Here is a 24,696-nt window from a genome sequence, read left to right as displayed (position 1 = left end):
AATAAAAAAAGCCGTTTCTTGCGAAACGGCTTTTTGGTTGCTTATGTTTGTTCAAATTTATACCTCGTATTATTTAATTTCTGAAACGCGAAGCGTGTTTACCATCCCTTTAGCTTCAATAGGCATAGCTGCCAAGTTGATTGTAAAGTCTCCTTTAGTTACATAGCCTTTTTCTTTAGCAATGCTTTTGATATCCTCTATAGTTTCGTCGGTACTATTAAACTTATCATAGAAATAGGCCTTAACTCCCCAAAGTAAACTTAATTGAGTTAAAATTCTTTTATTCGAAGTAAAAGCTAAAATGTTTGAACTAGGTCTCCAGGCTGAAATCTGAAAGGCGGTATAACCACTATTGGTTAATGTACAAATAGCATTTGCACCAATTTCATTAGCCATTAATGCAGCGTGATAACAAACCGATTTAGTAATGTAGCGTTTTGTTTTAATATAGGGAGGTTGGTGAGGAACTTTGATTAAAGGGGAGTTTTCTACCGCCCGTATAACTTGGCTCATTTTTTCAATAACTTGAACAGGGTATTTTCCTACCGATGTTTCTCCACTCAACATGACAGCGTCTGCGCCGTCCATAACCGAGTTTCCTACGTCGTTTACTTCAGCTCTAGTTGGTGTTAAACTATCAATCATAGTTTCCATCATTTGTGTAGCAATAATTACCGGTATTCTTGCCTCTTTTGCTTTAAGTACGAGCCTTTTCTGAATTAAAGGAACTTCATGCGCCGGAATCTCTACGCCTAAATCGCCTCGAGCTACCATCAAACCATCGCAATAAGCAATAATTTTATCAATGTTATTAACGCCTTCAGGTTTTTCTATTTTAGCTACAATAGGGATTTTATGGTCACTATGCGCATTGATTAGCTTTTGCAATAATTTTAAATCAGAAGCATACCTAACAAAAGACAAAGCCATCCAATCTACTTCTAATTCACAAGCAAACTTGGCATCTTCAACATCTTTTTCAGTAAGTGCTGGTAATGAAATATTAGTATTTGGGAGGTTTACGCCTTTTCTTGAACGCAAGGGACCTCCTTGAATTACTTCGGCAAGAACTTCATCTTTTTTATTTGTACTTTTTACTTCAAAAATAAGTTTACCATCATCTAGCAAAATACGTTCACCGGGTTTCACATCGCTTGGAAAAGTCTCATAATTCATATAGACTTCTTCTTTGCTGCCTTCAAAAGCATTACCCGTTTTAAACTTAATTTGATCACCCGGACTAACTAAAACATCTTCTTTCATCTTACCCACTCGTAATTTTGGCCCCTGTAAATCGGCTAAAATTCCGGCGTTAAAGCCATATTCATCATTCAAAGAACGTATCATTTTTACACGTTCACGAACGTCTTCATAATCGGCATGAGAAAAATTTATTCTAAAAATATTAGCCCCTGCTTCAAGCATAGACTTAAGTACTTCTTTTTTGCTAGTTGCGGGACCTAAGGTGGCCACAATTTTTGTTTTCTTATTTAATTTCATTAGAATTATATTTCTTAATTTATTCAACAATTAGGTTTTCTGGATGTTTTATTTTTTCTTGATTCACTTGAAATGCAGTTGCTATTTGGTCTAGTGATTTCAATTGAGACAGTATGGTCTTTAAATTTATTAATTCATTTTCCTGTTCTATTTTTAAAAGATAATCAACCGCCTTTAATTCGGGTAATAAATAAGTAAAGGATTGAGTTGGTGCGTCATTAAATAAAGTTCCGGTACTAAGTGTATGAAAGGATTGCAATTTTGCCTTATTAGCTATTACGTATGCTTTTGCCTTATAATCTTGAGAGAAATAGGAATAAATAGCATAATTGGCTTGCCCATTTTTATACTGAAAATCTAAATCTTTATCTAATCGTTTAAAGCTTACTTCCAACTGTTTATTGATAATAAAAAGCAAACGATACAAAGGCAAAGCAGTATTTATGGCTACTAAGGAAAACTTTTCTTCTTCAAAAAAATCAAGACTCAGCTTTGTTGGCATACTTTAAATCATTGTCTAAAATTAACTTATAAATTTAAAAAATACTCTTATTTAATGGAGTAGTTTTACCATTAAATTAAATTGAAATCTACTTCTACTCACTATCACCCTACTTAAACTCCTTATTTACAGAGATATAAAAGCAATTATAGGAAGAATAATTTTGTTAACTAAGAGATCTAAACAAGAAACTATAAGGTTTTAGTGAATTGAAAATCAAGACATAGCAAGCTTAAAAAAGGCTAAAATCTTCTAGTTTGAACTAAAACTGATCTTGAAGTGCGTAATAAGCTCTGCGTGATGCTTTTTCTTCGGCTTTCTTCTTAGAAGTTTCTCTAGCTTTAGAAATAACTTCATCATTGATGAAAAAATGAACCGAAAAGTACGGAAAACCGTCTAGGCCTTCTTCTTCTGTAATTTGGTAATTAAAGACGTGTTTATTTTTTTGACACCATTCAATAACTAGGCTTTTATAACTAATTATTTTTCCCTCAAGTCGTTTAATATCTACGTAAGGGTCTATTACTTTTTTATAAATAAAAGTTTCGCAATTTTTAAAACCTTTGTCTAAATAAATAGCACCTATCAAGGCTTCAAAAAGATTGCCTTCAATATTTTTTCCTAGGGAATCGTAGTGATAGTTAGTGATGAGCAAGGAAGAAAGGGCAAGGTCTTTACCAAGTTGATTAAGGTTTTGTCTGCTCACAATTTTAGAACGCATTTTTGTGAGGTAACCTTCATCCGCATCGGGTACTTGGTCAAAGAGGTAGCATGAAATTACTGCGCCTAAGATAGAATCTCCTAAAAACTCTAAGCGTTCATAATTCACTTGATTGCCAAATTTGTCTTTTATTTGAGCCGATCTGTGAGTAAAGGCTTTTTGGTAAATAGACAAGTTTTTAGGCTTAAAGCCTAGGATTTCTGTGACTTTATCAAATAAAATCCCGTTCTTTTTGGAACGGGATTCAAATAAGTTTTTTAAAAGCCCCATGCTAATTCATTTAGTCTAACTTTTTAAAGGCAACACAAGCATTGTGTCCTCCAAAGCCAAATGTATTACTAATAGCCACTTTAATCTCTCTTTTTTGAGCATTATTTAGCGTGAGATTTAGTTCAGGGTCAATATTTTCATCTGGAGTAGAGTGGTTAATTGTTGGTGGCACCAAGCTATTTTGCATCGCTAAAATTGAAGCAATTGCTTCAATGGCGCCGGCTGCTCCAAGTAAATGACCTGTCATTGACTTGGTAGAATTAATATTGATGTTTTTAGCATGATTACCAAAAACTTGTTTAATCGCTTTCAATTCGGCCACATCTCCTAGTGGAGTTGATGTTCCATGTGTATTGATCGCGTCAACATCTTCTGGTTGAATTCCTGCATTTTTCAAACAATTGTTCATTACTGCAATAACACCAAGTCCTTCAGGATGAGGGGCTGTCATGTGGTAGGCATCGGCTGAAAGGCCACCGCCAATTACCTCAGCATAAATTTTGGCTCCTCTAGCTTTGGCATGTTCGTATTCTTCTAGAATTAATGAACCTGCGCCTTCTCCTAAGACAAAGCCGTCACGTGTTCCATCAAAAGGTCTTGAAGCTGTTGCTGGGCTATCATTTCTTGTAGATAAGGCATGCATGGCATTAAACCCGCCCATACCTGCTTGGGTAACGGCGGCTTCACTTCCCCCAGTAACAATAACATCACTGTGGCCTAGTCTAATGTAATTAAGTGCATCAATTAATGCATTTGCTGAAGAAGCACAAGCTGATACAGTGGTGTAATTTGGCCCCATAAAACCATGTTTAATAGAAATATGACCAGGGGCAATATCAGCAATCATTTTAGGAATAAAGAAAGGATTGAATCTAGGTGTTCCATCTCCTTTAGCAAAGTTAATCACTTCTTCTTGAAAAGTTTCAAGACCGCCAATACCTGCTCCCCAAATAACACCAACCCTAGACTTATCTACCTGATCAAGTACTAAACCCGAATCTATGATAGCTTCATCGGAAGCTATCATAGCGTATTGGGTAAATTTATCTAAGCGTCTTGCTTCTTTTCTGTCAAAATAATTTTTAACATCAAAGTTTTTGAGTTCACAAGCAAATTTAGTTTTGAACTTTTCAGTATCGTAATAGGTAATTGGAGCAGAACCACTTTTACCTGTGGAAAGCCCCTCCCAATACTCGTTGAGATTATTACCTATGGGCGTAAGCGCCCCTAAACCTGTGACAACTACTCGCTTTAGTTCCATGTAAAATAAATTGAATTACTTTTTAGCTTCCTCTATATAAGAAGTTGCTTGACCAACTGTTGATATGTTTTCAGCTTGGTCGTCTGGAATCTGAATATCAAATTCTTTTTCAAATTCCATGATTAGTTCAACGGTATCTAATGAATCCGCTCCTAAGTCATTAGTAAAGCTAGCTTCGTTTACTACTTCGTTCTCGTCAACGCCTAATTTGTCAACGATAATAGCTTTTACTCTTGATGCAATGTCTGACATGATTATTATTTTTAAGTTTATTTCAGTGAGCAAAAATAAAAAACTTTAGTTTAAAACAAGTTTTTATAAAAAAAATGTGAGTAAAAATACATAAATTTACCGAATTCAAACAGATTAGGCAGTACTAAATTTTCAAAATTATGGACAATTCTAAGGCTAACTCGCACAATTTCAAAAAGATAGTAATTTTTGCTTCTGGAAACGGAACTAATGCAGAAAACATCATTAATTATTTTAATAAGGTGCCAAACGTTAAAGTGAGCCACGTTTTTTCCAATAACGCTAAGGCTAAAGTTCTTCAAAAAGCACATTTTAAAAATGTTTCGGCAGGGGTTTTTGATCGACAATCATTTTATGACTCTAATGAGATGCTAAAATTACTCCAAGAAATTCAACCTAATCTAATTGTTTTAGCTGGATTTTTATGGCTTATTCCCACTTCCTTAATCAAAGCTTTTCCTAATCAAATCATCAATATACATCCTGCTTTACTTCCTAAATACGGCGGAAAAGGCATGTATGGCGATCATGTACACCGAGCTGTATTAGAAAATAAGGAAGAAAAAAGCGGTATAAGTATTCATTACGTCAACGAAAAATATGATGAAGGTCAAATTATCAAACAAATTGAAGTAGAATTGGAAGCGGTAGATACCCTAAGAACACTTCGCGATAAAATTCATAGCTTAGAATACACGACTTACCCAAAGGTGATTCATGAGTTATTAAACAAGTAATCCATATTAAAATTTATATTTTTGAGTAAAAAGAAAAAATTTTACGTTGTTTGGGAAGGTTATGAAATGGGGGTTTTTGACAATTGGACTTCCTGCCAGCAAGCTATTAAAAATTATAAAAACGCCAAATACAAATCCTTTAAAACAGAAACCGAAGCTAAAGCGGCTTTTCAATTAGGTTTTTACAACTTTATACAACAGCAAAAAGAAAATCAAGCCAAAAGCTTACAACAAATCAACTTAAAATCTATTGCTGTAGATGCGGCTTGCAGCGGAAATCCTGGACTAATGGAATATCAAGGGGTGGTAACCAAAGACAAACGTTTATTGTTTAAAAAAGGGCCTTTTGCAGACGGCACTAATAATATTGGTGAATTTTTAGCTTTGGTACATGCACTTGCCTTTTTAAAAGAAAAAAAATCTGATTTACCTATTTACTCCGATTCTAAAATAGCCATGGCTTGGGTGAAAAATAAAAAATGTAAATCAAAATTAAAACCAACTGAAAATAATAAAATTTTATTTGAGCTTATTCAGCGTGCAGAGTTATGGCTGAAAAAAAACACCTACAAAAACCCAATTTTGAAATGGGAAACCAAAAATTGGGGAGAAATTCCAGCCGATTTTGGTAGAAAATAAACCTCTATTTAATAGGTTTTAAGAATTTTAAAAGCTTAGGCGATTACAAACAATACTACCAACTTAAGCATCAAACGAAGCTATTTAATAATCAAATTGATATAAAAAAACTGCTCAAGCCTTAAAAAAGAGTTGAGCAGTTCATTTAAATTAAATAAAAAACAATTTAAAAATTATACGAATAACCTACAGAAAAGGCTTGTCCTATTTTTCGTTTAGAAAAAATCTCTGAGGCAGAGTTAAAGGATTTGTAATAGCTTCGTATAGTATCATCTAGTAAGTTAGAAATACCAATATTTATACTAGAGTTTTTATTTTCTCCAAAGGCTTTGGTTAATTGAAAACTCAAGTTATGAAAAGGCTGCGTATATACATCAGGTACATTTCTAATTCCTACTACCTCTAAGGTTTCTCCTTGAACATTATAAAACAAACCACCTTGCCATCCTTTTTCTGAATCGTCATAGTTTAAACTAAAGTTAATTAAAAACGGGGATTGACCTTGCAATTGTCTCTTTTTCTTGATTTTTTGACCATCCCGAGCAGCCAATTGTCTAGATTCAAATTCTCTAGGGTCCATTTCTACTTCAGAATTAATAAGAGAAATATTCATGTTTACACTGAACTTTTCAAGCGCAGGAGTAAAGTCTAATTTTTGTCTTGCTTCAAACTCAAGGCCAAATACTCTTGCAGAACCTACATTTCTTGGTTCAATATTAGTAGGTCTAGTAGGAAAAGCTACCATTTCTATAGGGTCTTTAAAATCTTTGTAAAAACCACTAACCGAAATCATCCCACCATTATCCGAATAACGCTCATAACGGACGTCAAAATTTTGGATAAAGGAAGGCTTTACGTCAATATTACCCACAAAAGTTAAGTTGGTTAAGGGGTCAAATATTTGGGCAATTGATGCTTCTTTAAAGCTTGGTCTTGCTGTCGTGTTGGAATAAGATAGCCTAAAATTGGTGTTGTCTGAATATTCGTAAATGAAGTTAGCTGAAGGATACACATTCGCATCATTAATTACTTCTTCATCATCTAATGAAATGTCACCTTGATTATTTGTGCCTGTATAATTTAAGAGGTACTGCTCAAAACGCAAGCCTACAATCGACTTTAATTTTTCAGTAATTTTAAATTCTTCCATGGCATACGCGGCTCTAATTTGCGCACTCGAGTTAAAGGTATTGGCAGGCTGAAAGTTTCCTTGAATAAAGAAACCTCCATCGTTATCTGCTCTCCAAATATTATCATCAAGCAAAATATTATTAGGCTCACCATTTACCGGTACAGCGTTGGAGCCTTTAAAAGAAATGAGGTATTGATCGATTGAAAAATCTCTCTCTTTATACGTATAAGCCGCGCCAAACTTCAACTTTGCTTGTTTACCAAACAAATCATGTTTATTGGTAATATCTAATTTTCCAACAAGATTTATTTCCTCTAAATTACGCCAAATTCTTTGAGGTGCACCCGCTGTTGAAGGCCGAATAGAAAAACCTGTGTTAGTCACTTCAAATGGAGTTACTCGTACATCCTTGTCGTTTACCTTAGAAAAACTTGGCGAGGCTTTCCATTCAACAATCCAATTAGCTTCTTTACTGGTATGTTTTCCATGCAAAAGCAAATTAGTTAAGGAACGTTCTGAATACTCTAGGTTGTCTCGTTTAATTTCAATATCATCCAAGATTAACGTTTTACCGGTAAAAAAACCTGCTCTTGATTCTGCATTTTGTAAATGAATTATACTGAACTTATACTTTGATTGTTCCGTTTGATAACTTAGGCCACCTAAAGCACTCATCAAGTTATTTCTTATACCTACATCTCCAATTTGAGTTCGGTTAGGAATAATTTGAAAAACATCAGTTTCTGGAGGTTTAAAGTAGAAGTTTTGTTCATAATCTTCAAAATATTCAACGGTATTTCTCAAGGAAAATGCAGCTTGGTACCCTAGTTTTCTGTTTTTAGAAAATTTAAATTGGTTGGCTGCAGTAAAGCTCAAGTTTAAATCGGCATCACTTGTTGAGCGTGTAGGACCTAAGGTAGGATTAAAAGAACTGGTTACATCACTAATGCTTAGGCCATCAGAATTAGTACCATTACCAACTGCAGCTGGGATATCTAGATTTCTAGGTATGGGTAAATCTCTACTTCCGTTGTCAAGACCAAAGAAATCGCTAGTTTGCGTTTCGCCTTTTACATAGTTATCATTAAAGTGCATTGTAGGGTTAAAACTACTCCCCACACTAATGCTGTATTCTTCTTTTGAAGAAAAATCTCTCAAATTAATATCAACAACACCCCCCGTAAAATCAGCTGGTAAATCGGCTGAAGCTGTTTTAGAAACCAGTACATTTTCAATCATGTTGGTTGGGAAGATATCCATTTGCACAGTATTTTTATCAGGATCAAGTCCAGGAATATCAATACCGTTTAACAAAGACTTGGTGTAACGATCACCTAGACCTCTAACGTAAACAAACTTGCCGCCTTGTATAGAAACCCCTGGCACTTGTTTTACAGCAGAAGCTACACTACTAGCACCGGTTTTTTCGATACCTTCAGCAGAAAGGCCATCCATAACAATAGTTGATTTCTTTTGTAAATTAAGTACCGATTGTTCTGTATTTCTTTTTGCTGTGGTAGTAATAATTACTTCATCTAGACTATTTTCACTCATTTCAAGAGTAACATTGAGACTTTCCGTTTGATTTTCTTTAATTTCAACATCAGAGATGTTTATTGTTTTGTAGCCTACAAAAGAAAATGATACAGTATAAACACCGGGCTCAACATTCAATTGATACTTACCATCAAAATCTGTAGTTGTACCCAATGTAGTACCAATTACTTTAATTTCCGTAAACGGAAGCACATCATTAAGTTCACCATCCATTACTGTTCCTCGCAAAATTCCTTCTTGAGCAAAACCTAAACCTGATAATAGAACAAAAAATAGTAAGAAATTATATTTCATTATTAGTAATTTATAGATTATGAAAAAGCCCACCCTTCAAAAAAGGGTGAGCATTTACAATCAATGTTAAATTTTGGCTAATTAAAATTTACCTGAGTTTTGTGCTGTATAAGACCATGAGAATACACTTGTGTTTGCACCAACAGTAGCATCATCTTTAGATGGTAATTCAGTTACAAAATCTTGAGCGTCTTGAGTGAAAGTTGTTGTTCCTCCTTCACTACATTTTTCTGGATCAAAATTTGGATTATCAATAAAGATATCTGCTATTGTTGTATTCGCTGCCAATACAATTTCTAAATTAGAAAAAGTTAATGAACCTTCATTATAATTTGGTTCTGAATCACATCTAACTTGAAAAGTAGAAGTTTCTAAACCATCTACCATTAAAACATTGCTCATTGAACCTCTAGCGCCATCTCTAAACTGAGCTACTTCTCTGTTCCCTGTGTTAGCAGTTTCATCAGCTGAGTTGTCGTTAAATACAGTTACGTTTTGGATGGTATAAGAATCTTGATAATCTCCTTCAGGACCATCAATTTCAAATGCGTGGTCAGAAACATTCGTTTGAACAATTACACCATTAGAGATTGTACCTGAATAAGCTTGGTCTATATCAAAACCATCATCACCTTGCGCCCATACAATTAAGTTTGAAGAATCTACAGTACCACCAAACCATTCGATAGCGTCATCTAAGTTCGCGATAACTTCAATGTTTCTAATGATTGTTCCGTTACCAACACCACCAAGAGTTAATCCGTTAATTTCGTTACCTTCACCTATCTCAGCACCACCGTGACGGATAGAAATGTATTCTAAGTGACCAGAATTGTCAGCAGGATTGTCACCTCCATAAAGTCCGTAACCAGAATTTTCAGGTAATCCTTCAATAAGTGCTTGCTCTGCATTTCCTGTAAAAGAACAAGGAGCAGTTCCTAAAACTAAAACACCACCCCAAAGGTTTCTGTCATCAATAGTTAAGTTAGAACCAGCAGTTTGACCAATTTCAATATCGTCTAAAATCGAAGTAAAGATAATAGGTTCGCTTTCCGTTCCAACAGCATCAAGTTTAGCACCATTGTCAATAATTAAAGCAGAAGCTAAAGTTTGAATACCTTGCTCACCTTTAACAATTGTTCCTGGCTCAATAGTTAAAGTAGCGCCGTTATCTACAACTACTTTACCTTCTAAAATCCAGATTTTATCATTTGTCCAAGTAGCATCTTCTTCAATAAAGCCAGATACGCGAACTTCTGTTTCTGAATCTGGATCTGGATCAGTACCCCCCCCATTGTTGTTGTCATCATCATCACTACAGCTAGTAGTTAACAAACTAAAGCTAAAAACTAAAGCTAGAATTGTTAAAATGTTTGAATTTAATTTTGTCATTGTTTTTTAATTTAAATGAATTATTTTTTTGCAAATGTATGTTTGGAACAAGCATAATATTTTAAGTGAACCTTAAATAAAGTGTCTTTAATGTTATTAAAACGTTACCTATGTTAATTTGGTGTTACGTCTTATGGTTGATGCCTAGATTATACAAATTTAACCATCAAATGTCGTAATTCAGCTCATTCATTTTTCCATACATTTCCTTGTTCACAATTTCGGTAGGCCAGCGAAGCAAACACGATTAAGCTGAACTTAACAGATTGGTTTTTACTTTGGGAAAAAGCCAGAGGAAAACAAGTTGATTAGCTATTTAATAGGAAATTTACTAAAATTGCTATATGAATTAGAGCAATAATTTAGTTGAAATTAATTAACTTAGCCCACCTTATAAAAATTCGAATTTCACTATGATTAATAAGCAAGAATTATTAAACCGATTTATAAAATACGTAAAAATAGACACCCAAAGTGATGCTTCAAGTACTACAACACCCAGTACAAAAAAGCAGTGGAAGCTTGCTAATTTGCTTAAAGAAGAGTTAGAAGAAATGGGAATGCAAGAAGTGAGTATCGATGAAAATGCTTACGTCATGGCTACGCTTCCCCCCACTACTCAAAAAGAAATTCCAGTAATGGGTTTTGTTTCGCATTTTGATACTACTCCAGATTTTACAGGGACCGATGTTAATCCGCAAATCCATGAGAATTACGATGGGGGAGACATCCTTTTAAACAAAGAAAAAAACATTGTGTTGTCGGCTTCTTATTTTGAAGAATTACCAAGCTACAAAGGACAGACCCTAATTACTACAGACGGAAACACACTTTTAGGCGCTGACGACAAAGCAGGCATTACTGAAATTATGGAAGCCATGAAGCACCTTTTGGCACATCCAGAAATTGAGCATGGAAAAATTAGAATTTGTTTTACCCCCGATGAAGAAATTGGGCGTGGTGCACATAAATTTGATGTTAAAAAATTTGGTGCTGAGTGGGCTTATACCATGGATGGAAGCACTATAGGCGAATTGGAATACGAAAATTTTAATGCAGCTGCTGCGGAAATTAAGTTTGTAGGAAAGATTGTGCATCCAGGCTATGCCAAAGGGAAAATGATTAATTCTATGTACATTGCCAACCAATTTATCAGTTCGCTTCCTGCTGATGAAGTGCCGGAAAAAACTGAAGGTAGAGAAGGTTTTTTTCACCTAACTGAAATGAAAGGTGAAGTAGATGAAACCCAATTGAGTTACATTATTCGCGATCACGATAAGGACAAATTTGAAGCACGCAAAGAATTTTTGCAAAACTTAGTACAGCAATTTAATGAAAAGTACGGAGAAGCTAGTGTTCAACTAGAAATTAAAGATCAGTATTACAACATGCGCGAAAAAGTTGAGCCTATGATGCACATTGTAGATTTAGCTGAAGAAGCCATGAAATCCCTAAACATCAAACCAATTATAAAACCCATACGAGGAGGTACCGATGGTTCTCAGCTTAGTTACATGGGCTTACCTTGTCCAAATATTTTTGCTGGCGGACATAATTTTCATGGCAGATTTGAATATGTTCCTTTAGAAAGTATGGTAAAAGCCACTGAGGTAATTGTAAAAATAGCTGAATTGGCAACTAAAAGATAATGTAAAAAGAAAAAACCTCGCTTCCTTTTACTAAAATAAACTGCTTTTAGAAAAACTAACTTTTTGCCAAGTGCATAGGGGTTAATAAATCAAAAACTGATTTTACCGGACAAAATGTACTCAGTGGAACTTCTACAAAATAGCTGTTCCAATATTCCATTGCGCCATTCCAAAGCCCAGGTAATTCAAGCGCTTTTATGCATTTTCCATCCACCGACTTTTCGGTAATAAACCCGCGTTCTGGATTAACAAACTTGGTTAAATCAAACTTATTGCCATCAACATCTTTTACACCACATACCAAATCAACTGGATTGAAATGAGTTGCTTGTTTTATGATTTTTTTCTGCTCTTCACTCTCTGTATTCATTTGCGCTTTTTCAACAATTTGCAAACTCATTTCGTTTTTACCATTTTTAATCCAAAAAGGTCCTCCGCCAGGCGCACCTGTGTTTTCAACCATTCCACAAACGCGTATGGGTCGGTTTAAGCGCTTAATTAAATCACTAGCCGTTGGGTAATGGTTGGTGTCGTTAAATTCCTGTTTAATATAGTTTTGAGAGGCTTTAATGCTTTCTTCAGAAGCCTCATTTCGCAGCTTCTTAATGAGTGTAAAAATCTCATTTTGCTTTTCAATTAAAATACCCGCTAGTGCTTTTTTGTATTTTGAATTATTCTCAAGTCCATCTCTATGCGGAATATTGTCTATATTTTTAATAAAAATAATGGAAGCATCAACCTTGTTCAAATTTTCAATAAGTGCACCATGGCCTCCTGGTCTAAAATAAAGTTGCTCATCAATTAAAACTGGGGCATTGTTCAAATCAACCGCTATGGTGTCTGTGCTTTCTTTTTGATAGGAATAATCTACCTTAAAGCTTACTCCTGTTTGTGCTTGAAGTTGATTTTTAACGGCGTTGAATTTAGCTTCAAACTTACCTTGGTGTTTGGGACTTATGGTAAAATGTATTTGGGCATGGTTTCCTTTTTTAGCATAAGCAGCGGCTTCGTAAAAATGTTCTTCAAAAGGGGTTTTTAAAACACCATTGTAGTTGTGAAAATAAATTAAGCCTTTGGGGAGATTGGCTAAATTAAGTAGATTTTCATTCAACATTACTTGAACTGCATAATAAGCTTTTTCTTCTTTACTTATTTGAGCAAGCGAAACCTTAAATTCACGCTTAATTTCTTGTTCTACTAAAGAATAAAACGCTAGGCTTTCTATGTCTTCAATAGCTTCTTTAATGGAGCTAAATGCAGTTGAATTTAAATGTGTATTAAACGCCTCTAAGTTTTCACTGTGTTTCATTAACTGGTGAAGTTTTTTAAACATTCTAGTGGCAGCACCTGAGGCTGGCGTGAATTTTAAAACTTGTTCATTGGTAGATTCGTATAAATTAATATAGTTTTCAATTTGCTTTTCATTCAACGTTAAAATTCCATCGCCTATTGTTGCGGGACGCATAAGTTGTACTGGAGGAATACCCTTTATAAAGGTATCAACTTGATTTTTTAATTGATTTAGACTTATGTTTTTTTGATTTATTAGTTTTTGGTTTTCGTCACTTAACTTCATTTCATTTGGTCTTTTCATTCATTCTCCAACCTCTCTATCTCCTTTATGGCTAGTTGTATGCGTTTTTCAAGTTTACCTGAAACACAAATATACGGCAATTTAAGTTTTTTTAAGGTTCTTTCAAAAATTCTAAACATTTTCTCTCGTTCGTGGGGCTTGTCTCTAAGTGGGTCTGCTTCCCATGGAATATCTATATCAGTTAACAAATACAAATCGTAGTTGTGTTTTTTTATCGCGTTTTCAAAGACAGGATGGGTGTAACTGGGGTAATATTCTTTAGCATAGGTATAAATCTGAAGTAAATTGGTATCGCAAAACAAGAATTTATTTGCTTGTTTTGTTTTTAGGTTTTCCTGTTGCATTTGTCCTTCAGCTATAGGAATTAAATCTTTTTGGGTGAACTCAAAATTAGGCTGATTAAGTCTTTGCTCAAGGTAAATACGCATGTATTCATTTACGTAATGTGTATTATAATGATTAGCCAATGCTTTGGCTAAAGTAGATTTTCCTGTAGATTCTGGACCAAACAAAACTATTTTAGCAATTTGGCTTGGGGCTTGTTTAATTTCTTTTTCCATGCTTGATAAGCTAATAGAGCAATTAATGTAAATATTAAATATTGAATAGAACTAAGGTAAAGGCCCTTATAAACATATAAAGGTACTGAGATTAAATCGCCAATAATCCAAAAAATCCAATTTTCAATTTTCTTTTTGGCCATGAGCCACATCCCCACAAAAAAAATAGCTGTGGTTAGCACATCAACTGCAGAAATCCAGTTTTCCCATTTGCCAAAAACAAAATAAATAAGTATAGTAAAAACACTAGCACTCATAAAAAATGCGATAGCTTTTTTCCATTCACTTGCATTGATTTTAGTAATTGGAATAAAGTTGGTGTTATCTACTTTTCTTGTCCAGACAATCCAACCGTAAATAGACATGATAAAATAATAGGAATTAATCATTAAGTCTCCTATTAATTGATACTCCCATAAAAGATATACAAAAATTAGTGTGCTAATCATTCCGGAAGGGAAGACTAAAATGTTGTCTCTTTTTGAAAAAACTACACTTAACAAACCAAAAACTACAGCTATTCCCTCTAAAACAATAAATTTTAAAGGAGTTTTTTGGTAAGGTTGAAATAAAATTTCGAGTAAATCCACGCTAAAAAGTAAATGAAAAAACCGTCTCTAAATTTGGAGACGGTTATAGTTTTATAGTTAAATTAGCTCATTAAAGATTTTTATTTGTGTTTTCAAAAGCTAATTTTTCTTTGTATTTCATCCAAGCATCACCTCTAGTTTTTCTCATTAAGTTTTCAAAGTTACGCATAATGGTTAAGTTATAAACTGCCTTTCCAATGTTTAGAGCGGAGCTTGGCAAGGTTCTTAAACTCATAGAAAATCCTGGGGTTAAATAATGCATGTGATGCCAATAACCTTCGGGCATGTATAGTGTATCTCCGTGATTGAGTTCGGCTACCATTCCTTTTGCTTTTTTTAAAGCTGGAAATTTTTTGAAATCTGGATTACAAAAATCAATGCTACTTACCGTAACTAAGGAATTAGGCACTTTGTACAAATACTTCGTTTCTGATGGAGGATATAAAATACATCGTTTTTTTCCTTCAAAATGAACGTGAAAGATATTAGCAAAATCTATATCATAATGCATAAAAACCTTAGAATCTTTAGCACCAAAAAACAGAAAAGGCAAATCTTTCAAAAATTTAATTCCTAAATCGGGGACATCAAAGTGGTTTTGCAGTTCAGGTACTTCCTTAATTAGGTTATACAAAAAGATTCTGTAGGCGGTATTTTCTTCTTTTAATAAATCAACATAATCTTTAAGCTTCATTTGAGCATGAGGCTCATTAAATTTATTTTTATGAGAAATGGGTCTATTATCGTATAAAGGAACTTCAACATTACCAGCAATTTCTTTAAAATAATCAAAACTCCAAAGATCAAAAGCTTTCCATTTACTGGTTAAATTACCAATAACTACGGGCTTTTGAGGCTTCAGGTGATGATTAACAAAATCCTCTTTAGAAATTTGATTTACGCGAGGTATTTTGGTTAAATTCAATTGATGACTCATTTGATTAGATTTTAAGGCTTTCGCCATTAAGTAAAAGCAAAAATACAAAAAGTTTTATTACCAATATGCTTTCCTATTCAACCTCTTGTTTTTTCATTTTTGCCTTTTGCTTGGCTTCTTCATTTCGCTCTATAGTATGCCCTGGCCTAGACCATTTGGGTTTCTCACCTTTTGGATTAAATTGAGAGGCTCCTGCTTCAACCGATTGAGGTTTCTCTTTTTTCACGAAAGGTTCCATGGGTTGTAAGCCTAATTCTTTAAATAATTCCATATCCTCATTTACATCGGGATTTGGTGTTGTAAGCAATTTATCGCCCGCAAAAATTGAATTTGCTCCTGCAAAAAAACACATGGCTTGTCCTTCTTTAGACATCTGCGTTCTTCCCGCCGAAAGCCTTACTTGGGTTTCTGGCATAACAATTCTTGTCGTGGCAATCATTCTAATCATTTCCCAAATGGAAACGGGTTGTTGTTCTTCTAAGGGAGTGCCTTCAACAGGAACTAAGGCATTGATAGGAACTGATTCTGGCTGAGGGTTTAAGGTAGTTAAAGCCACTAACATACCAGCGCGGTCTTCAATTTTTTCGCCCATACCAATAATTCCTCCACTACAAACAGTAACATTAGTTTTTCTTACGTTAGCTAAGGTTTTCAATCGGTCTTCATAACCTCGTGTAGAAATTACTTCTTTATAGTATTCTTCAGAAGAATCTAAATTGTGATTATAAGCGTAAAGTCCAGCTTCTGCAAGACGTTGTGCCTGATTTTCGGTAAGCATCCCTAAGGTGCAACATACCTCCATATCAAGTTTATTGATGGTTCTTACCATTTCTAAAACTTGGTCAAATTCTTCACCATCTTTTACATTTCGCCAAGCCGCACCCATACATACCCTTGAACTTCCCGAAGATTTTGCACGTAAAGCTTGGGCTTTTACTTGATTAATACTCATTAAGTCGTTTCCTTCAATATCGGTGTGGTATCTTGCTGCTTGCGGACAGTACCCGCAGTCTTCTGGACATCCACCAGTCTTTATAGATAACAATGTAGAAACTTGAACTTGGTTAGGGTTGTGGTGTTTCCTGTGTATTGTTGCCGCCTCATACATGAGCTCCATGAGCGGTTTATTGTAAATTGCTAAAATTTCTTCTTTTGTCCAATCGTGTCTTACCATGTTGTATTTCATTAGAAAGTCAAAAATAAGAAAAGCTTGGACTTAAGTTAGGTTTCTTCACAAAAAATATTGAATGATACCCATAATATTTGATGACTTTTTATCTGTATAAACAATTTTCAACCACTTCCTCTAGGCTTCCTTGTCTAGCTTAGTTAATAAAATAGCTGAGCATTCGTTTAAAAATACGTAATATTGTTTTTAATTTAATACAAAATTCAATAAAAAACATTTTTTTTGTAAATAACTAAGCTGCGACCAAGTTGCTTGAAAATTGGTTGTAACGGTCTTAATTTAAAAGTATATTTGCAGGCACATAAGATGTATGAATAAAAAAAAGAAACATAAACGGAAAAAATTTGTACAAAAACTGCGTCTTAGCTATCGGCTAGTAGTTTTGAATGAAGACACATTTGAAGAAAAGTTAAGTTTCAAAATCAACCGCCTCAATACATTTGTAGCCTCCTTTTTAGCTGCTTTTTTACTCATTTTACTCACTACCTTATTAATTGCTTTTACCCCTTTGCGTGAATACATACCTGGTTATTCTTCTACTGCATTAAAACGAAAGGCTGTTGAACTAAGGTATGAGTTAGATTCCTTGAAACTTGTTCAGCAACAAAATGAAAATTATGTAAAGTCAATTAAAACGGCTTTAACAGGAGAAGATGAAGATGAAGTAGAGACGACAGAAAGTTACGCTGGAGTAAACGCAGCAGAATTTAAACGCCGAGAAGTAGAAATTTCTGAACAAGATAGCGTTTTACGTCAGATAGTGCTAAAAGAAGACCGATATAACTTGATGGAAGAAGCTATTAATAAAGCCAATTTCTCATTGTATCCACCCGTAAAAGGAACGGTTACTTCGCATTTTAACCCTGCAATTAATCACTTTGCTATCGATATTTCAACTAACTTAGACGAGCCCGTTAAAGCTACCGATGACGGAACTGTAATCTTTGCAGAATGGACCGCAGAAACAGGTTATGTGATTATTATTGAACACCGATTTGCCTTAATTTCAGTATATAAACACAATCAATCCTTATTAAAAAAGCAAGGAGAAACAGTTGAAGCTGGTGAAGTAATAGCCACCATAGGAAATACAGGAGAACTAACTACAGGCGCGCATTTGCACTTTGAATTATGGAGCGATGGATACCCTATTGATCCTACAGAATTTATCAATTTTGATTAACTAAAAATATGTCATTAAAAAGTTTTGCTGCTAAAATCTTTGCTAAACTAGTGCAAGCTCAAACTAAGGCTTGGGCAAATAAGCCCGTACAAACCCAGCAAAAGGTATTTCAAATGCTGCTTCATAAAGCTAAAAATACAGCTTATGGAAGAGCCCATAACTTTGCGGCAATAAAAACACCTGAAGATTTTAGAAATAAGGTAAAAATTAGCGATTATGAAGCTGTAAGGCCTTATGTTGAAAGAATTTTAAAAGGAGAAAGCGATGTACTTTGGCCAGGAAAACCTCTGTATTTTGCCAAAACTTCGGGTACCACTAGTGGCGCAAAATACATTCCCCTTACCAAAGAATCTATGCCTTACCACATTAGCGCGGCAAGAAATGCTATACTTAATTACATCGCCGAATCTGGAAATGCAAAATTTATAGATGGAAAAATGATTTTCTTACAAGGAAGTCCAGAATTAAGCGAAAAAAACGGAATTCTTTTTGGTCGCCTTTCAGGAATTTCAGCACATTTTGTCCCCAACTACCTCCAAAAAAATAGAATGCCCAGTTGGGAAACAAATTGTATTGAAGATTGGGAAACAAAAATAAACGCTATTGTTGAAGAAACCATGAATAAAAACATGAGCGTAATTAGCGGAATACCTTCTTGGGTACAGACTTATTTTGAAAAACTACACCAAAAGACAGGCAAAACCATCAAAGAAATATTTCCTAATTTTGACTTATTTATTTATGGTGGGGTAAATTATGAACCATACCGAACTAAATTTGAAGAGTTAATTGGTCAACAACTTCCTAGTATAGAACTTTACCCAGCTTCTGAAGGATTTTTTGCTTATCAAGACCAACAAGATGCAGAAGGAATGCTCTTACTTTTAAACGCTGGTATATATTACGAGTTTATTGAAGCCGAGAAATTTTATGAAGAAAACCCTAAGGTTTACGAAATTGGCGAAGTAAAAAAAGACGTTAACTATGTCATGATTATTTCTACAAATGCTGGTTTGTGGAGATACAATGTAGGAGATACAGTGATGTTCACTTCAACCTCACCTTATCGGGTAAAAGTTTCTGGAAGAATAAAACATTTTACCTCTGCTTTTGGAGAACATGTAATTGCTAAAGAAGTTGAAGAAGCTATTCAAAAAGCATCAGCAAAAACAAAAGCATTAATCAGCGAGTTTACCGTTGCCCCACAGGTAAAGCCAAAGGAAGGTTTACCTTACCACGAGTGGTTTATTGAGTTTGAAAAAGAACCTAAAAACATGGAAGATTTTACCAACTTGCTTGAAGAAAGTGTGCGGAGTCAAAATTCTTATTACGACGACTTAATTGTTGGCAAAATTCTTAGAAAGTTAGTGGTTACCAAAGTTAAAAAGGACGGCTTTAACAACTACATGAAATCCATTGGAAAATTAGGCGGACAAAATAAAGTGCCTAGACTTTCTAACGATCGTAAAATTGCTGAACAACTAGAACAATTTACTGTTTAATAAAACAAAAATAATCAAGCCTTATTTAAATGAAAAAAATTGAAGACGTAAAAAGAACCAGAGCCCGTGAAAGCACTAATGCCATTGAACGCATTTACATTACCATGAGGCACTTGTTTATTCGTGGTTTTTATAAACCTATGGGAGTTTCTGGAGAAACATTAAGGCAATCCTTACTAACCTTAAGCCCAGAAATTTATGGCTCAATTGCCGAAGATAAAGTTGAACTCAACGGACTTTTATACATTATAGAACGTCTTCCCATGGGTATTGAAGAATGTACCTACATCAACCTTACTTCTGATGAAGGCTACTCCTCCTCTCACTTTAAACCCATTATTCCGCCAAAGCGAAGAAGAAATTGTTACCGCATTGATGAGGAACAAATGAACATTGAAATTACACGCGGAAGGTCAGAAATTTACGATATCCTAACCCATCTAACTTTCATGTTTATGGAGTCGCATAAAATAATGAAACGTGTTCTTCTCAATGAAGATGGCCATTTAAGCAGGGACTGGGAAAAACTAGAAGAAGCTGTAAAACAAGCACATAAACTTAGCAGCCAGCAAAAAGACATCGCTATTACCCATGTGGCTACTATCTTAGGAAGAACCTTTAAAGAAGTGCATAGCATTTATACAAATTTTGCTACTACCCAACGTCCAGATCGTTTTTTAGAAATCATTTATCACTTAGGTAAACTTGCCATTTTAGAAGAAACTCAAAACAAAAAGCGAATTATTTCTTTTAGCCCCGTACTTAGAGAACGATTAGGTCATCATATACATGGAGAGGTTTGGGCAGAAAATATTAAAATGGCCTTAGCCGAAAAAAAATTATTAGATAAAAAATTACATATTATTAGCGCAAACATGCATTCGGTTATGAACACGCTTTACGCTAAACCAGCACTTAATAAAGAAGCTGATGAAAACAACATGTTACCCACTTATGAAGCTTTAAGCGATAGTAAAAACCTTCAGCTGAGAAAAAAAGTTGAAGATTTTGCCCTTAATAACGGAATGACTTTTATTCAAGACAAAAGCGGAACCAACATTAATGTACAGCTATTCGACTTATCAAAAGTGCCTAACTCCAATTGCCTTTTTAACGTAAAGGATCACCCAAACGAAGTACTTGTAGTAATGGATTATGCCTTCGGTGAACAAGCCTATGAAACCTTAGATGAATTGCTTAAACCACACCAAAAAAACGGTAGAAAAATCTACTTGGATTTTGATTCCATTTCAATTATGGGAAAAGCTGGAATTCTTGAAGGCGGAAAAGGCGATTTAATGATTCCAGATGCTCACTTATTTGAAGGGACAGCCGACAACTACCCTTTTAAAAACGAACTAAAAAAAGAAGATTTTGAAGGTCACGGATTACGCGTTTTTTCTGGCGCTATGGTAAGCGTTTTAGGAACTTCGCTACAAAATAAAGACATTCTTGAATTTTTCCATAAATCTTCATGGAGCACCATAGGACTAGAAATGGAAGGAGCACACTACCAAAAAGCCATTCAAGCATCTTCAAGAATTAGAAGAAACGTAAAAGAAGAAATCAAGGTAAGATATGCCTACTACGCTAGTGATAATCCACTAGAAACAGGAAGTACATTAGCTTCAGGAGGGCTTGGAACTACAGGAGTTAAACCCACTTATTTAATTACACAACAAATACTAAAACAAATCATCAACTAATTAAAACTAAACAAATGAACTATGCATTAGTCACCGGAGGAGCAGGATTTATAGGCGCTAACTATTTAAACCACAGGGTTCCTCTATCTAAAGAATATCACTATATCAATTTAGATGCACTAACTTATGCTGCTAACCTAAATCATATAGAAGTAGATGGACATTCAAATTACACTTTTGTAAAAGGAGATATCCGCGACAAGGAATTTATTTCAGAATTATTTAAAAAATACAAGTTTCAAAAAGTGGTGCATTTTGCTGCCGAATCACACGTAGATAATTCTATTCATAACCCACAAGCTTTTGTAGAAACCAATGTCAACGGAACATTTAATTTGCTTCATGCGGCTTATGAATTATGGATGAATGGCCCCAATCAGTTAAAAGAAACCTATCAAAATGCACGTTTTCTTCACGTTTCTACCGATGAAGTTTACGGCAGTTTAGGCAAGGAAGGATTGTTTACTGAAGAAACTCCTTACGCACCAAACAGTCCGTATAGCGCAAGTAAAGCTGCTTCCGATTTTTTAGTGAGAAGCTATTACCACACTTACCAACTACCAGTGGTCACCACCAATTGTTCTAATAATTATGGACCATGTCAGCATGACGAAAAGTTGATTCCAACCATAATTAGGAAAGCAGTGAAGGGAGAAAACATACCCATTTACGGAGATGGACAAAACATAAGAGATTGGTTGTTTGTTTTAGACCACTGCAAAGGAATAGAACTTGTTTTTCAAAAAGGAAGACTAGGAGAAACTTATAATATTGGCGGAAGGAACGAACGAACAAATAGTTATATTGCAGAAAAAATTTGTTCTATATTAGACCAAATAAAACCTCTACCAGCAAAAGCATCTTATAAATCTCAAATCAGTTTTGTTGAAGACCGCCCAGGACATGACCAAAGATACGCTATAGATGCTTCAAAATTAGAACAAGAGCTAGGCTGGAAAGCCGCAGAAAATTTTGAAACAGGCATAGAAAAAACCATAAGTTACTATTTAGAGAAGTATTAAAAAAACCCATTCCTAAAAGCCCATCCCCTAAAAGCCCCACCTTAACCCTCCCCAAAGGGGAGGGGAAGAGTCCCTCTAAATCTCCCCGATGGGGAGGCTTTTATGAGCAGGGCGTGATTAGCAGGATGGGACACCTCGTTCCTTGGTGTTACAAAAGCTCCTCATTGAACTGTCTTACCGCAAAAATTTTCCTTCACCCTCATTGACCTGTCATTCTGGAAAATCCCCCATCCTCATTGAACTGTCATTCCGGAAAATTTCCTCATCCTCATTGAACTGTCTTACCGCAAAAATTTTCCTTCACCCTCATTAACTTGTCATTCCAGAAAATTTCCCCATCCTCATTGAACTGTCATTCCGGAAAATTTCCTAAGAAATTTATCCGGAATCTTACTGTTATGAAACCAAATTTCAGTTCGAGTTTTTTTCTTGACCGACAAGGGAAAGAAAAAAGTATCCATGCAAAAGATAATACCGTATTTTATTGTAGAGGCGTTTGATTCAAACGCCTCTACAATAAAACATTCAATCGCCTCTCCAAAAACAAAAATTCATCAACAAAAAAAGCTAAACGATTTACAACAATCATTTAGCCTTTATATATTGTGCGAGCGGAGAGACTTACTTCGACGCCGCTCAGCATAAACTTCTCGCCTCTCCAAAAACAAAAATTCATCAACAAAAAAAGCTAAACGATTTACAACAATCATTTAGCCTTTTAAAAAGTGCGAGCGGAGAGACTTACTTCGACGCCGCTCAGCATAAACTTCTCGCCTCTCTAAAAACAATAATTCATCAACAAAAAAAGCTAAACGATTTACAACAATCATTTAGCCTTTATACATTGTGCGAGCGGAGAGACTCGAACTCTCACGCCGTGAAGCACTAGATCCTAAGTCTAGCGTGTCTACCAATTCCACCACGCTCGCTTTTGCGAGTGCAAATATAATTAAAGATTAGATAAAACAAACAAAAGCATTAGAAAAAAAATCAAAAATTCTTATCTTGTCGTTTTTAAATCAAATACAACTCATGAATAACGTAAAAGAATACATCAACCAACACCAACAACGCTTTATAGATGAACTTATTGAACTGCTAAAAATACCTTCTGTTTCTGCCGATTCAACCTACAAAAAAGAGGTTTTACGCACGGCAAACGAGGTTGAAAAAAGATTACTTGAAGCCGGCTGTGAACAAGTAGAAATTTGCGAAACTCCCGGTTATCCCATTGTGTATGGCGAAAAGATTATCGACCCTAATTTACCTACCGTTTTGGTGTATGGACATTATGATGTGCAACCGCCCGACCCTATCAACTTATGGGATTCGCCTGCCTTTGAACCCGTGATCAAAAAAACAAAAATCCACCCAGAAGGTGCCATTTTTGCACGTGGTGCCTGTGATGATAAAGGTCAAATGTATATGCATGTGAAGGCGCTTGAGCTTATGACAAAAACCAATCAGCTTCCTTGTAACATCAAATTCATGATTGAAGGCGAAGAAGAAGTAGGCAGCGAGAGTTTAGGTTGGTTTCTAGAACGCAATCAAAAACGCTTAGAAAATGATGTTATCCTAATTTCCGATACTGGAATGATTAGCAAAGACGTTCCTTCTATTACCACAGGATTGCGCGGACTTAGCTACGTTGAAGTAGAAATTACAGGACCCAATCGCGATTTACACTCTGGGCTTTACGGCGGTGCAGTGGCAAATCCGTTGAATATTTTATCAAAAATGATTGCTTCTTTGCAAGATGAAAACAACAAAATCACTATTCCTGGATTTTACGACAAAGTTGAAGAACTCACCCCAAAAGAGCGTGCTAAAATGGCTGAAGCTCCATTTGATTTAGACGACTATAAAGACCACATCAAAATTCCCGATATTCACGGAGAAAAAGGCTACACCACTAACGAGAGAAACTCCATCAGACCCACACTAGACGTCAATGGAATGTGGGGTGGTTACATTGGTGAAGGCGCAAAAACCGTTCTCCCTAGCAAAGCTTATGCTAAAATTTCCATGCGTTTGGTGCCTAACCAGGATTGGAAAGAAATTACAGAACTTTTTCAAAAACACTTTGAAAGCATTGCTCCTAAAGGCGTTCACGTAAAAGTGAAACCTCATCACGGCGGACAGGCCTATGTTACGCCCATAGACGGCATTGAATACCAAGCTGCCGACAACGCTTTTCAAGAAACTTTTGGCAAATCGGCTATTCCTCAACGAAGCGGCGGAAGCATTCCCATTGTTTCTATGTTTGAACACTACCTCAGCAGCAAAACCATTTTGATGGGCTTTGGCCTAAACACTGATGCCATCCACTCCCCCAACGAACATTTTGGAATATGGAATTACCTTAAAGGCATAGAAACCATTCCGTTTTTCTACAAGCATTTCACGGAGTTATATTTAAAAGAGAAAAACTAAAATAAGCTTTTTTGTTCCTATTTTAATGGCCTTACCTCAACATTCAACATTTTCTACATAACTAAAAATTAGTG

General features: G+C 35.2%; 21 protein-coding genes and 1 tRNA gene. 9 read left to right on the top strand and 13 right to left on the bottom strand.

Going from position 1 to position 24,696, the window contains the following annotated elements; translation table 11 throughout:
• Positions 1–69: 69 nt before the first annotated feature.
• The 5 genes from pyk to G7034_RS10000 all read right to left on the bottom strand — a co-directional run bounded on the left by pyk (position 70) and on the right by G7034_RS10000 (position 4,506).
• A complete protein-coding gene (gene pyk, locus G7034_RS10020; RefSeq protein ID WP_166400823.1) occupies positions 70–1,500 on the bottom strand; it encodes a pyruvate kinase in 1,431 nt (476 codons plus the stop codon).
• 19 nt (positions 1,501–1,519) lie between these two features.
• Positions 1,520–2,002, bottom strand: coding sequence for an IPExxxVDY family protein (locus G7034_RS10015; protein WP_166400822.1), 483 nt, complete (start codon positions 2,000–2,002; stop codon positions 1,520–1,522).
• A gap of 262 nt (positions 2,003–2,264) precedes the next feature.
• Positions 2,265–2,993: a ribonuclease III gene (gene rnc / locus G7034_RS10010; RefSeq protein ID WP_166400821.1), complete on the bottom strand. Its 729-nt coding sequence runs from the start codon at positions 2,991–2,993 to the stop codon at positions 2,265–2,267.
• Positions 2,994–3,003: 10 nt separating this feature from the next.
• Entirely contained in the window at positions 3,004–4,254 is a 1,251-nt protein-coding gene (gene fabF, locus G7034_RS10005; protein WP_166400820.1) for a beta-ketoacyl-ACP synthase II, read from the bottom strand.
• Between the two features lie 15 nt (positions 4,255–4,269).
• Positions 4,270–4,506 carry an acyl carrier protein gene (locus G7034_RS10000; RefSeq protein ID WP_166400819.1) on the bottom strand — a complete coding sequence of 79 codons (237 nt, stop codon included), beginning with the start codon at positions 4,504–4,506 and terminating at the stop codon, positions 4,270–4,272.
• A 140-nt stretch (positions 4,507–4,646) separates the two neighbouring features.
• Here G7034_RS10000 and purN point away from each other — a divergent pair, with 140 nt between their 5' ends.
• Positions 4,647–5,243: a phosphoribosylglycinamide formyltransferase gene (purN, locus tag G7034_RS09995; protein ID WP_166400818.1), complete on the top strand. Its 597-nt coding sequence runs from the start codon at positions 4,647–4,649 to the stop codon at positions 5,241–5,243.
• Between the two features lie 21 nt (positions 5,244–5,264).
• Entirely contained in the window at positions 5,265–5,882 is a 618-nt protein-coding gene (locus G7034_RS09990) for a ribonuclease H1 domain-containing protein (RefSeq protein ID WP_166400817.1), read from the top strand.
• A gap of 166 nt (positions 5,883–6,048) precedes the next feature.
• Here the strand turns inward: G7034_RS09990 and G7034_RS09985 are convergent, their stop codons facing one another.
• Positions 6,049–8,865, bottom strand: a complete 2,817-nt coding sequence (locus G7034_RS09985; RefSeq protein WP_166400816.1) for a TonB-dependent receptor — start codon at positions 8,863–8,865, stop codon at positions 6,049–6,051.
• Between the two features lie 81 nt (positions 8,866–8,946).
• Complete coding sequence (locus G7034_RS09980; RefSeq protein WP_166400815.1) at positions 8,947–10,257, bottom strand: hypothetical protein; 1,311 nt, start codon at positions 10,255–10,257, stop codon at positions 8,947–8,949.
• Between the two features lie 413 nt (positions 10,258–10,670).
• Between G7034_RS09980 and pepT the strand changes: the two genes are divergently transcribed.
• A complete protein-coding gene (gene pepT / locus G7034_RS09975; protein ID WP_166400814.1) occupies positions 10,671–11,906 on the top strand; it encodes a peptidase T in 1,236 nt (411 codons plus the stop codon).
• Positions 11,907–11,961: 55 nt separating this feature from the next.
• On the opposite strand, the gene G7034_RS09970 is transcribed toward pepT, so the two are convergent.
• The 5 genes from G7034_RS09970 to bioB form a co-directional block, all read right to left on the bottom strand.
• Positions 11,962–13,482 carry a DUF4301 family protein gene (locus G7034_RS09970; RefSeq protein WP_223177618.1) on the bottom strand — a complete coding sequence of 507 codons (1,521 nt, stop codon included), beginning with the start codon at positions 13,480–13,482 and terminating at the stop codon, positions 11,962–11,964.
• A gap of 14 nt (positions 13,483–13,496) precedes the next feature.
• The gene (locus G7034_RS09965) at positions 13,497–14,060 is read right to left on the bottom strand and encodes an AAA family ATPase (protein ID WP_166400812.1); all 564 of its coding nucleotides are present in this window, start codon (positions 14,058–14,060) and stop codon (positions 13,497–13,499) included.
• A complete protein-coding gene (pnuC, locus tag G7034_RS09960; RefSeq protein WP_166400811.1) occupies positions 14,015–14,650 on the bottom strand; it encodes a nicotinamide riboside transporter PnuC in 636 nt (211 codons plus the stop codon). The genes G7034_RS09965 and pnuC overlap by 46 nt, the downstream gene beginning before the upstream one ends.
• A gap of 70 nt (positions 14,651–14,720) precedes the next feature.
• Positions 14,721–15,587 carry a cupin-like domain-containing protein gene (locus tag G7034_RS09955; RefSeq protein WP_166400810.1) on the bottom strand — a complete coding sequence of 289 codons (867 nt, stop codon included), beginning with the start codon at positions 15,585–15,587 and terminating at the stop codon, positions 14,721–14,723.
• Positions 15,588–15,660: 73 nt separating this feature from the next.
• Positions 15,661–16,761, bottom strand: coding sequence for a biotin synthase BioB (bioB, locus tag G7034_RS09950; RefSeq protein WP_166400879.1), 1,101 nt, complete (start codon positions 16,759–16,761; stop codon positions 15,661–15,663).
• Positions 16,762–17,086: 325 nt separating this feature from the next.
• Between bioB and G7034_RS09945 the strand changes: the two genes are divergently transcribed.
• The 5 genes from G7034_RS09945 to G7034_RS09925 all read left to right on the top strand — a co-directional run bounded on the left by G7034_RS09945 (position 17,087) and on the right by G7034_RS09925 (position 22,834).
• Positions 17,087–17,959 carry a M23 family metallopeptidase gene (locus G7034_RS09945; RefSeq protein WP_166400809.1) on the top strand — a complete coding sequence of 291 codons (873 nt, stop codon included), beginning with the start codon at positions 17,087–17,089 and terminating at the stop codon, positions 17,957–17,959.
• An 8-nt stretch (positions 17,960–17,967) separates the two neighbouring features.
• Positions 17,968–19,461, top strand: a complete 1,494-nt coding sequence (locus tag G7034_RS09940; RefSeq protein WP_166400808.1) for a GH3 auxin-responsive promoter family protein — start codon at positions 17,968–17,970, stop codon at positions 19,459–19,461.
• A gap of 29 nt (positions 19,462–19,490) precedes the next feature.
• Positions 19,491–21,167 carry a DUF6909 family protein gene (locus tag G7034_RS09935; RefSeq protein WP_166400807.1) on the top strand — a complete coding sequence of 559 codons (1,677 nt, stop codon included), beginning with the start codon at positions 19,491–19,493 and terminating at the stop codon, positions 21,165–21,167.
• A 14-nt stretch (positions 21,168–21,181) separates the two neighbouring features.
• Positions 21,182–22,189, top strand: coding sequence for a dTDP-glucose 4,6-dehydratase (gene rfbB, locus G7034_RS09930; protein WP_166400806.1), 1,008 nt, complete (start codon positions 21,182–21,184; stop codon positions 22,187–22,189).
• A 459-nt stretch (positions 22,190–22,648) separates the two neighbouring features.
• Positions 22,649–22,834 (top strand): hypothetical protein, encoded by a 186-nt coding sequence (locus G7034_RS09925; protein WP_166400805.1) that lies wholly within the window; start codon positions 22,649–22,651, stop codon positions 22,832–22,834.
• 202 nt (positions 22,835–23,036) lie between these two features.
• Here the strand turns inward: G7034_RS09925 and G7034_RS09920 are convergent.
• A tRNA-Leu gene (locus G7034_RS09920) sits at positions 23,037–23,118 on the bottom strand.
• Between the two features lie 103 nt (positions 23,119–23,221).
• Here G7034_RS09920 and G7034_RS09915 point away from each other — a divergent pair.
• On the top strand, positions 23,222–24,622 hold the full coding sequence (locus G7034_RS09915) for a dipeptidase (protein ID WP_166400804.1): 1,401 nt from the start codon (positions 23,222–23,224) through the stop codon (positions 24,620–24,622).
• Positions 24,623–24,696 lie beyond the last annotated feature (74 nt).

It is taken from the genome of Psychroflexus maritimus, from assembly GCF_011089875.1.
Classification (GTDB): Bacteria; Bacteroidota; Bacteroidia; order Flavobacteriales; family Flavobacteriaceae; genus Psychroflexus; species Psychroflexus maritimus.
The sequence above is the reverse complement of the archived record's forward strand: the minus strand, read 5'-3'. Positions and strand labels throughout refer to the sequence as shown.

Coding starts and splice junctions, on each gene's coding strand:
- G7034_RS09955 (WP_166400810.1), bottom strand. CDS start 15,587: ATGAGTCATCAATTGAATTTAACCAAAATACCTCGCGTAAATCAAATT.
- rfbB (WP_166400806.1), top strand. CDS start 21,182: ATGAACTATGCATTAGTCACCGGAGGAGCAGGATTTATAGGCGCTAAC.
- G7034_RS09925 (WP_166400805.1), top strand. CDS start 22,649: ATGCAAAAGATAATACCGTATTTTATTGTAGAGGCGTTTGATTCAAAC.
- G7034_RS09935 (WP_166400807.1), top strand. CDS start 19,491: ATGAAAAAAATTGAAGACGTAAAAAGAACCAGAGCCCGTGAAAGCACT.
- G7034_RS09985 (WP_166400816.1), bottom strand. CDS start 8,865: ATGAAATATAATTTCTTACTATTTTTTGTTCTATTATCAGGTTTAGGT.
- G7034_RS09965 (WP_166400812.1), bottom strand. CDS start 14,060: ATGGAAAAAGAAATTAAACAAGCCCCAAGCCAAATTGCTAAAATAGTT.
- purN (WP_166400818.1), top strand. CDS start 4,647: ATGGACAATTCTAAGGCTAACTCGCACAATTTCAAAAAGATAGTAATT.
- G7034_RS10015 (WP_166400822.1), bottom strand. CDS start 2,002: ATGCCAACAAAGCTGAGTCTTGATTTTTTTGAAGAAGAAAAGTTTTCC.
- G7034_RS09980 (WP_166400815.1), bottom strand. CDS start 10,257: ATGACAAAATTAAATTCAAACATTTTAACAATTCTAGCTTTAGTTTTT.
- G7034_RS09915 (WP_166400804.1), top strand. CDS start 23,222: ATGAATAACGTAAAAGAATACATCAACCAACACCAACAACGCTTTATA.
- G7034_RS10000 (WP_166400819.1), bottom strand. CDS start 4,506: ATGTCAGACATTGCATCAAGAGTAAAAGCTATTATCGTTGACAAATTA.
- G7034_RS09940 (WP_166400808.1), top strand. CDS start 17,968: ATGTCATTAAAAAGTTTTGCTGCTAAAATCTTTGCTAAACTAGTGCAA.
- rnc (WP_166400821.1), bottom strand. CDS start 2,993: ATGGGGCTTTTAAAAAACTTATTTGAATCCCGTTCCAAAAAGAACGGG.
- bioB (WP_166400879.1), bottom strand. CDS start 16,761: ATGGTAAGACACGATTGGACAAAAGAAGAAATTTTAGCAATTTACAAT.
- pyk (WP_166400823.1), bottom strand. CDS start 1,500: ATGAAATTAAATAAGAAAACAAAAATTGTGGCCACCTTAGGTCCCGCA.
- G7034_RS09945 (WP_166400809.1), top strand. CDS start 17,087: ATGAATAAAAAAAAGAAACATAAACGGAAAAAATTTGTACAAAAACTG.
- pepT (WP_166400814.1), top strand. CDS start 10,671: ATGATTAATAAGCAAGAATTATTAAACCGATTTATAAAATACGTAAAA.
- G7034_RS09970 (WP_223177618.1), bottom strand. CDS start 13,482: ATGAAGTTAAGTGACGAAAACCAAAAACTAATAAATCAAAAAAACATA.
- fabF (WP_166400820.1), bottom strand. CDS start 4,254: ATGGAACTAAAGCGAGTAGTTGTCACAGGTTTAGGGGCGCTTACGCCC.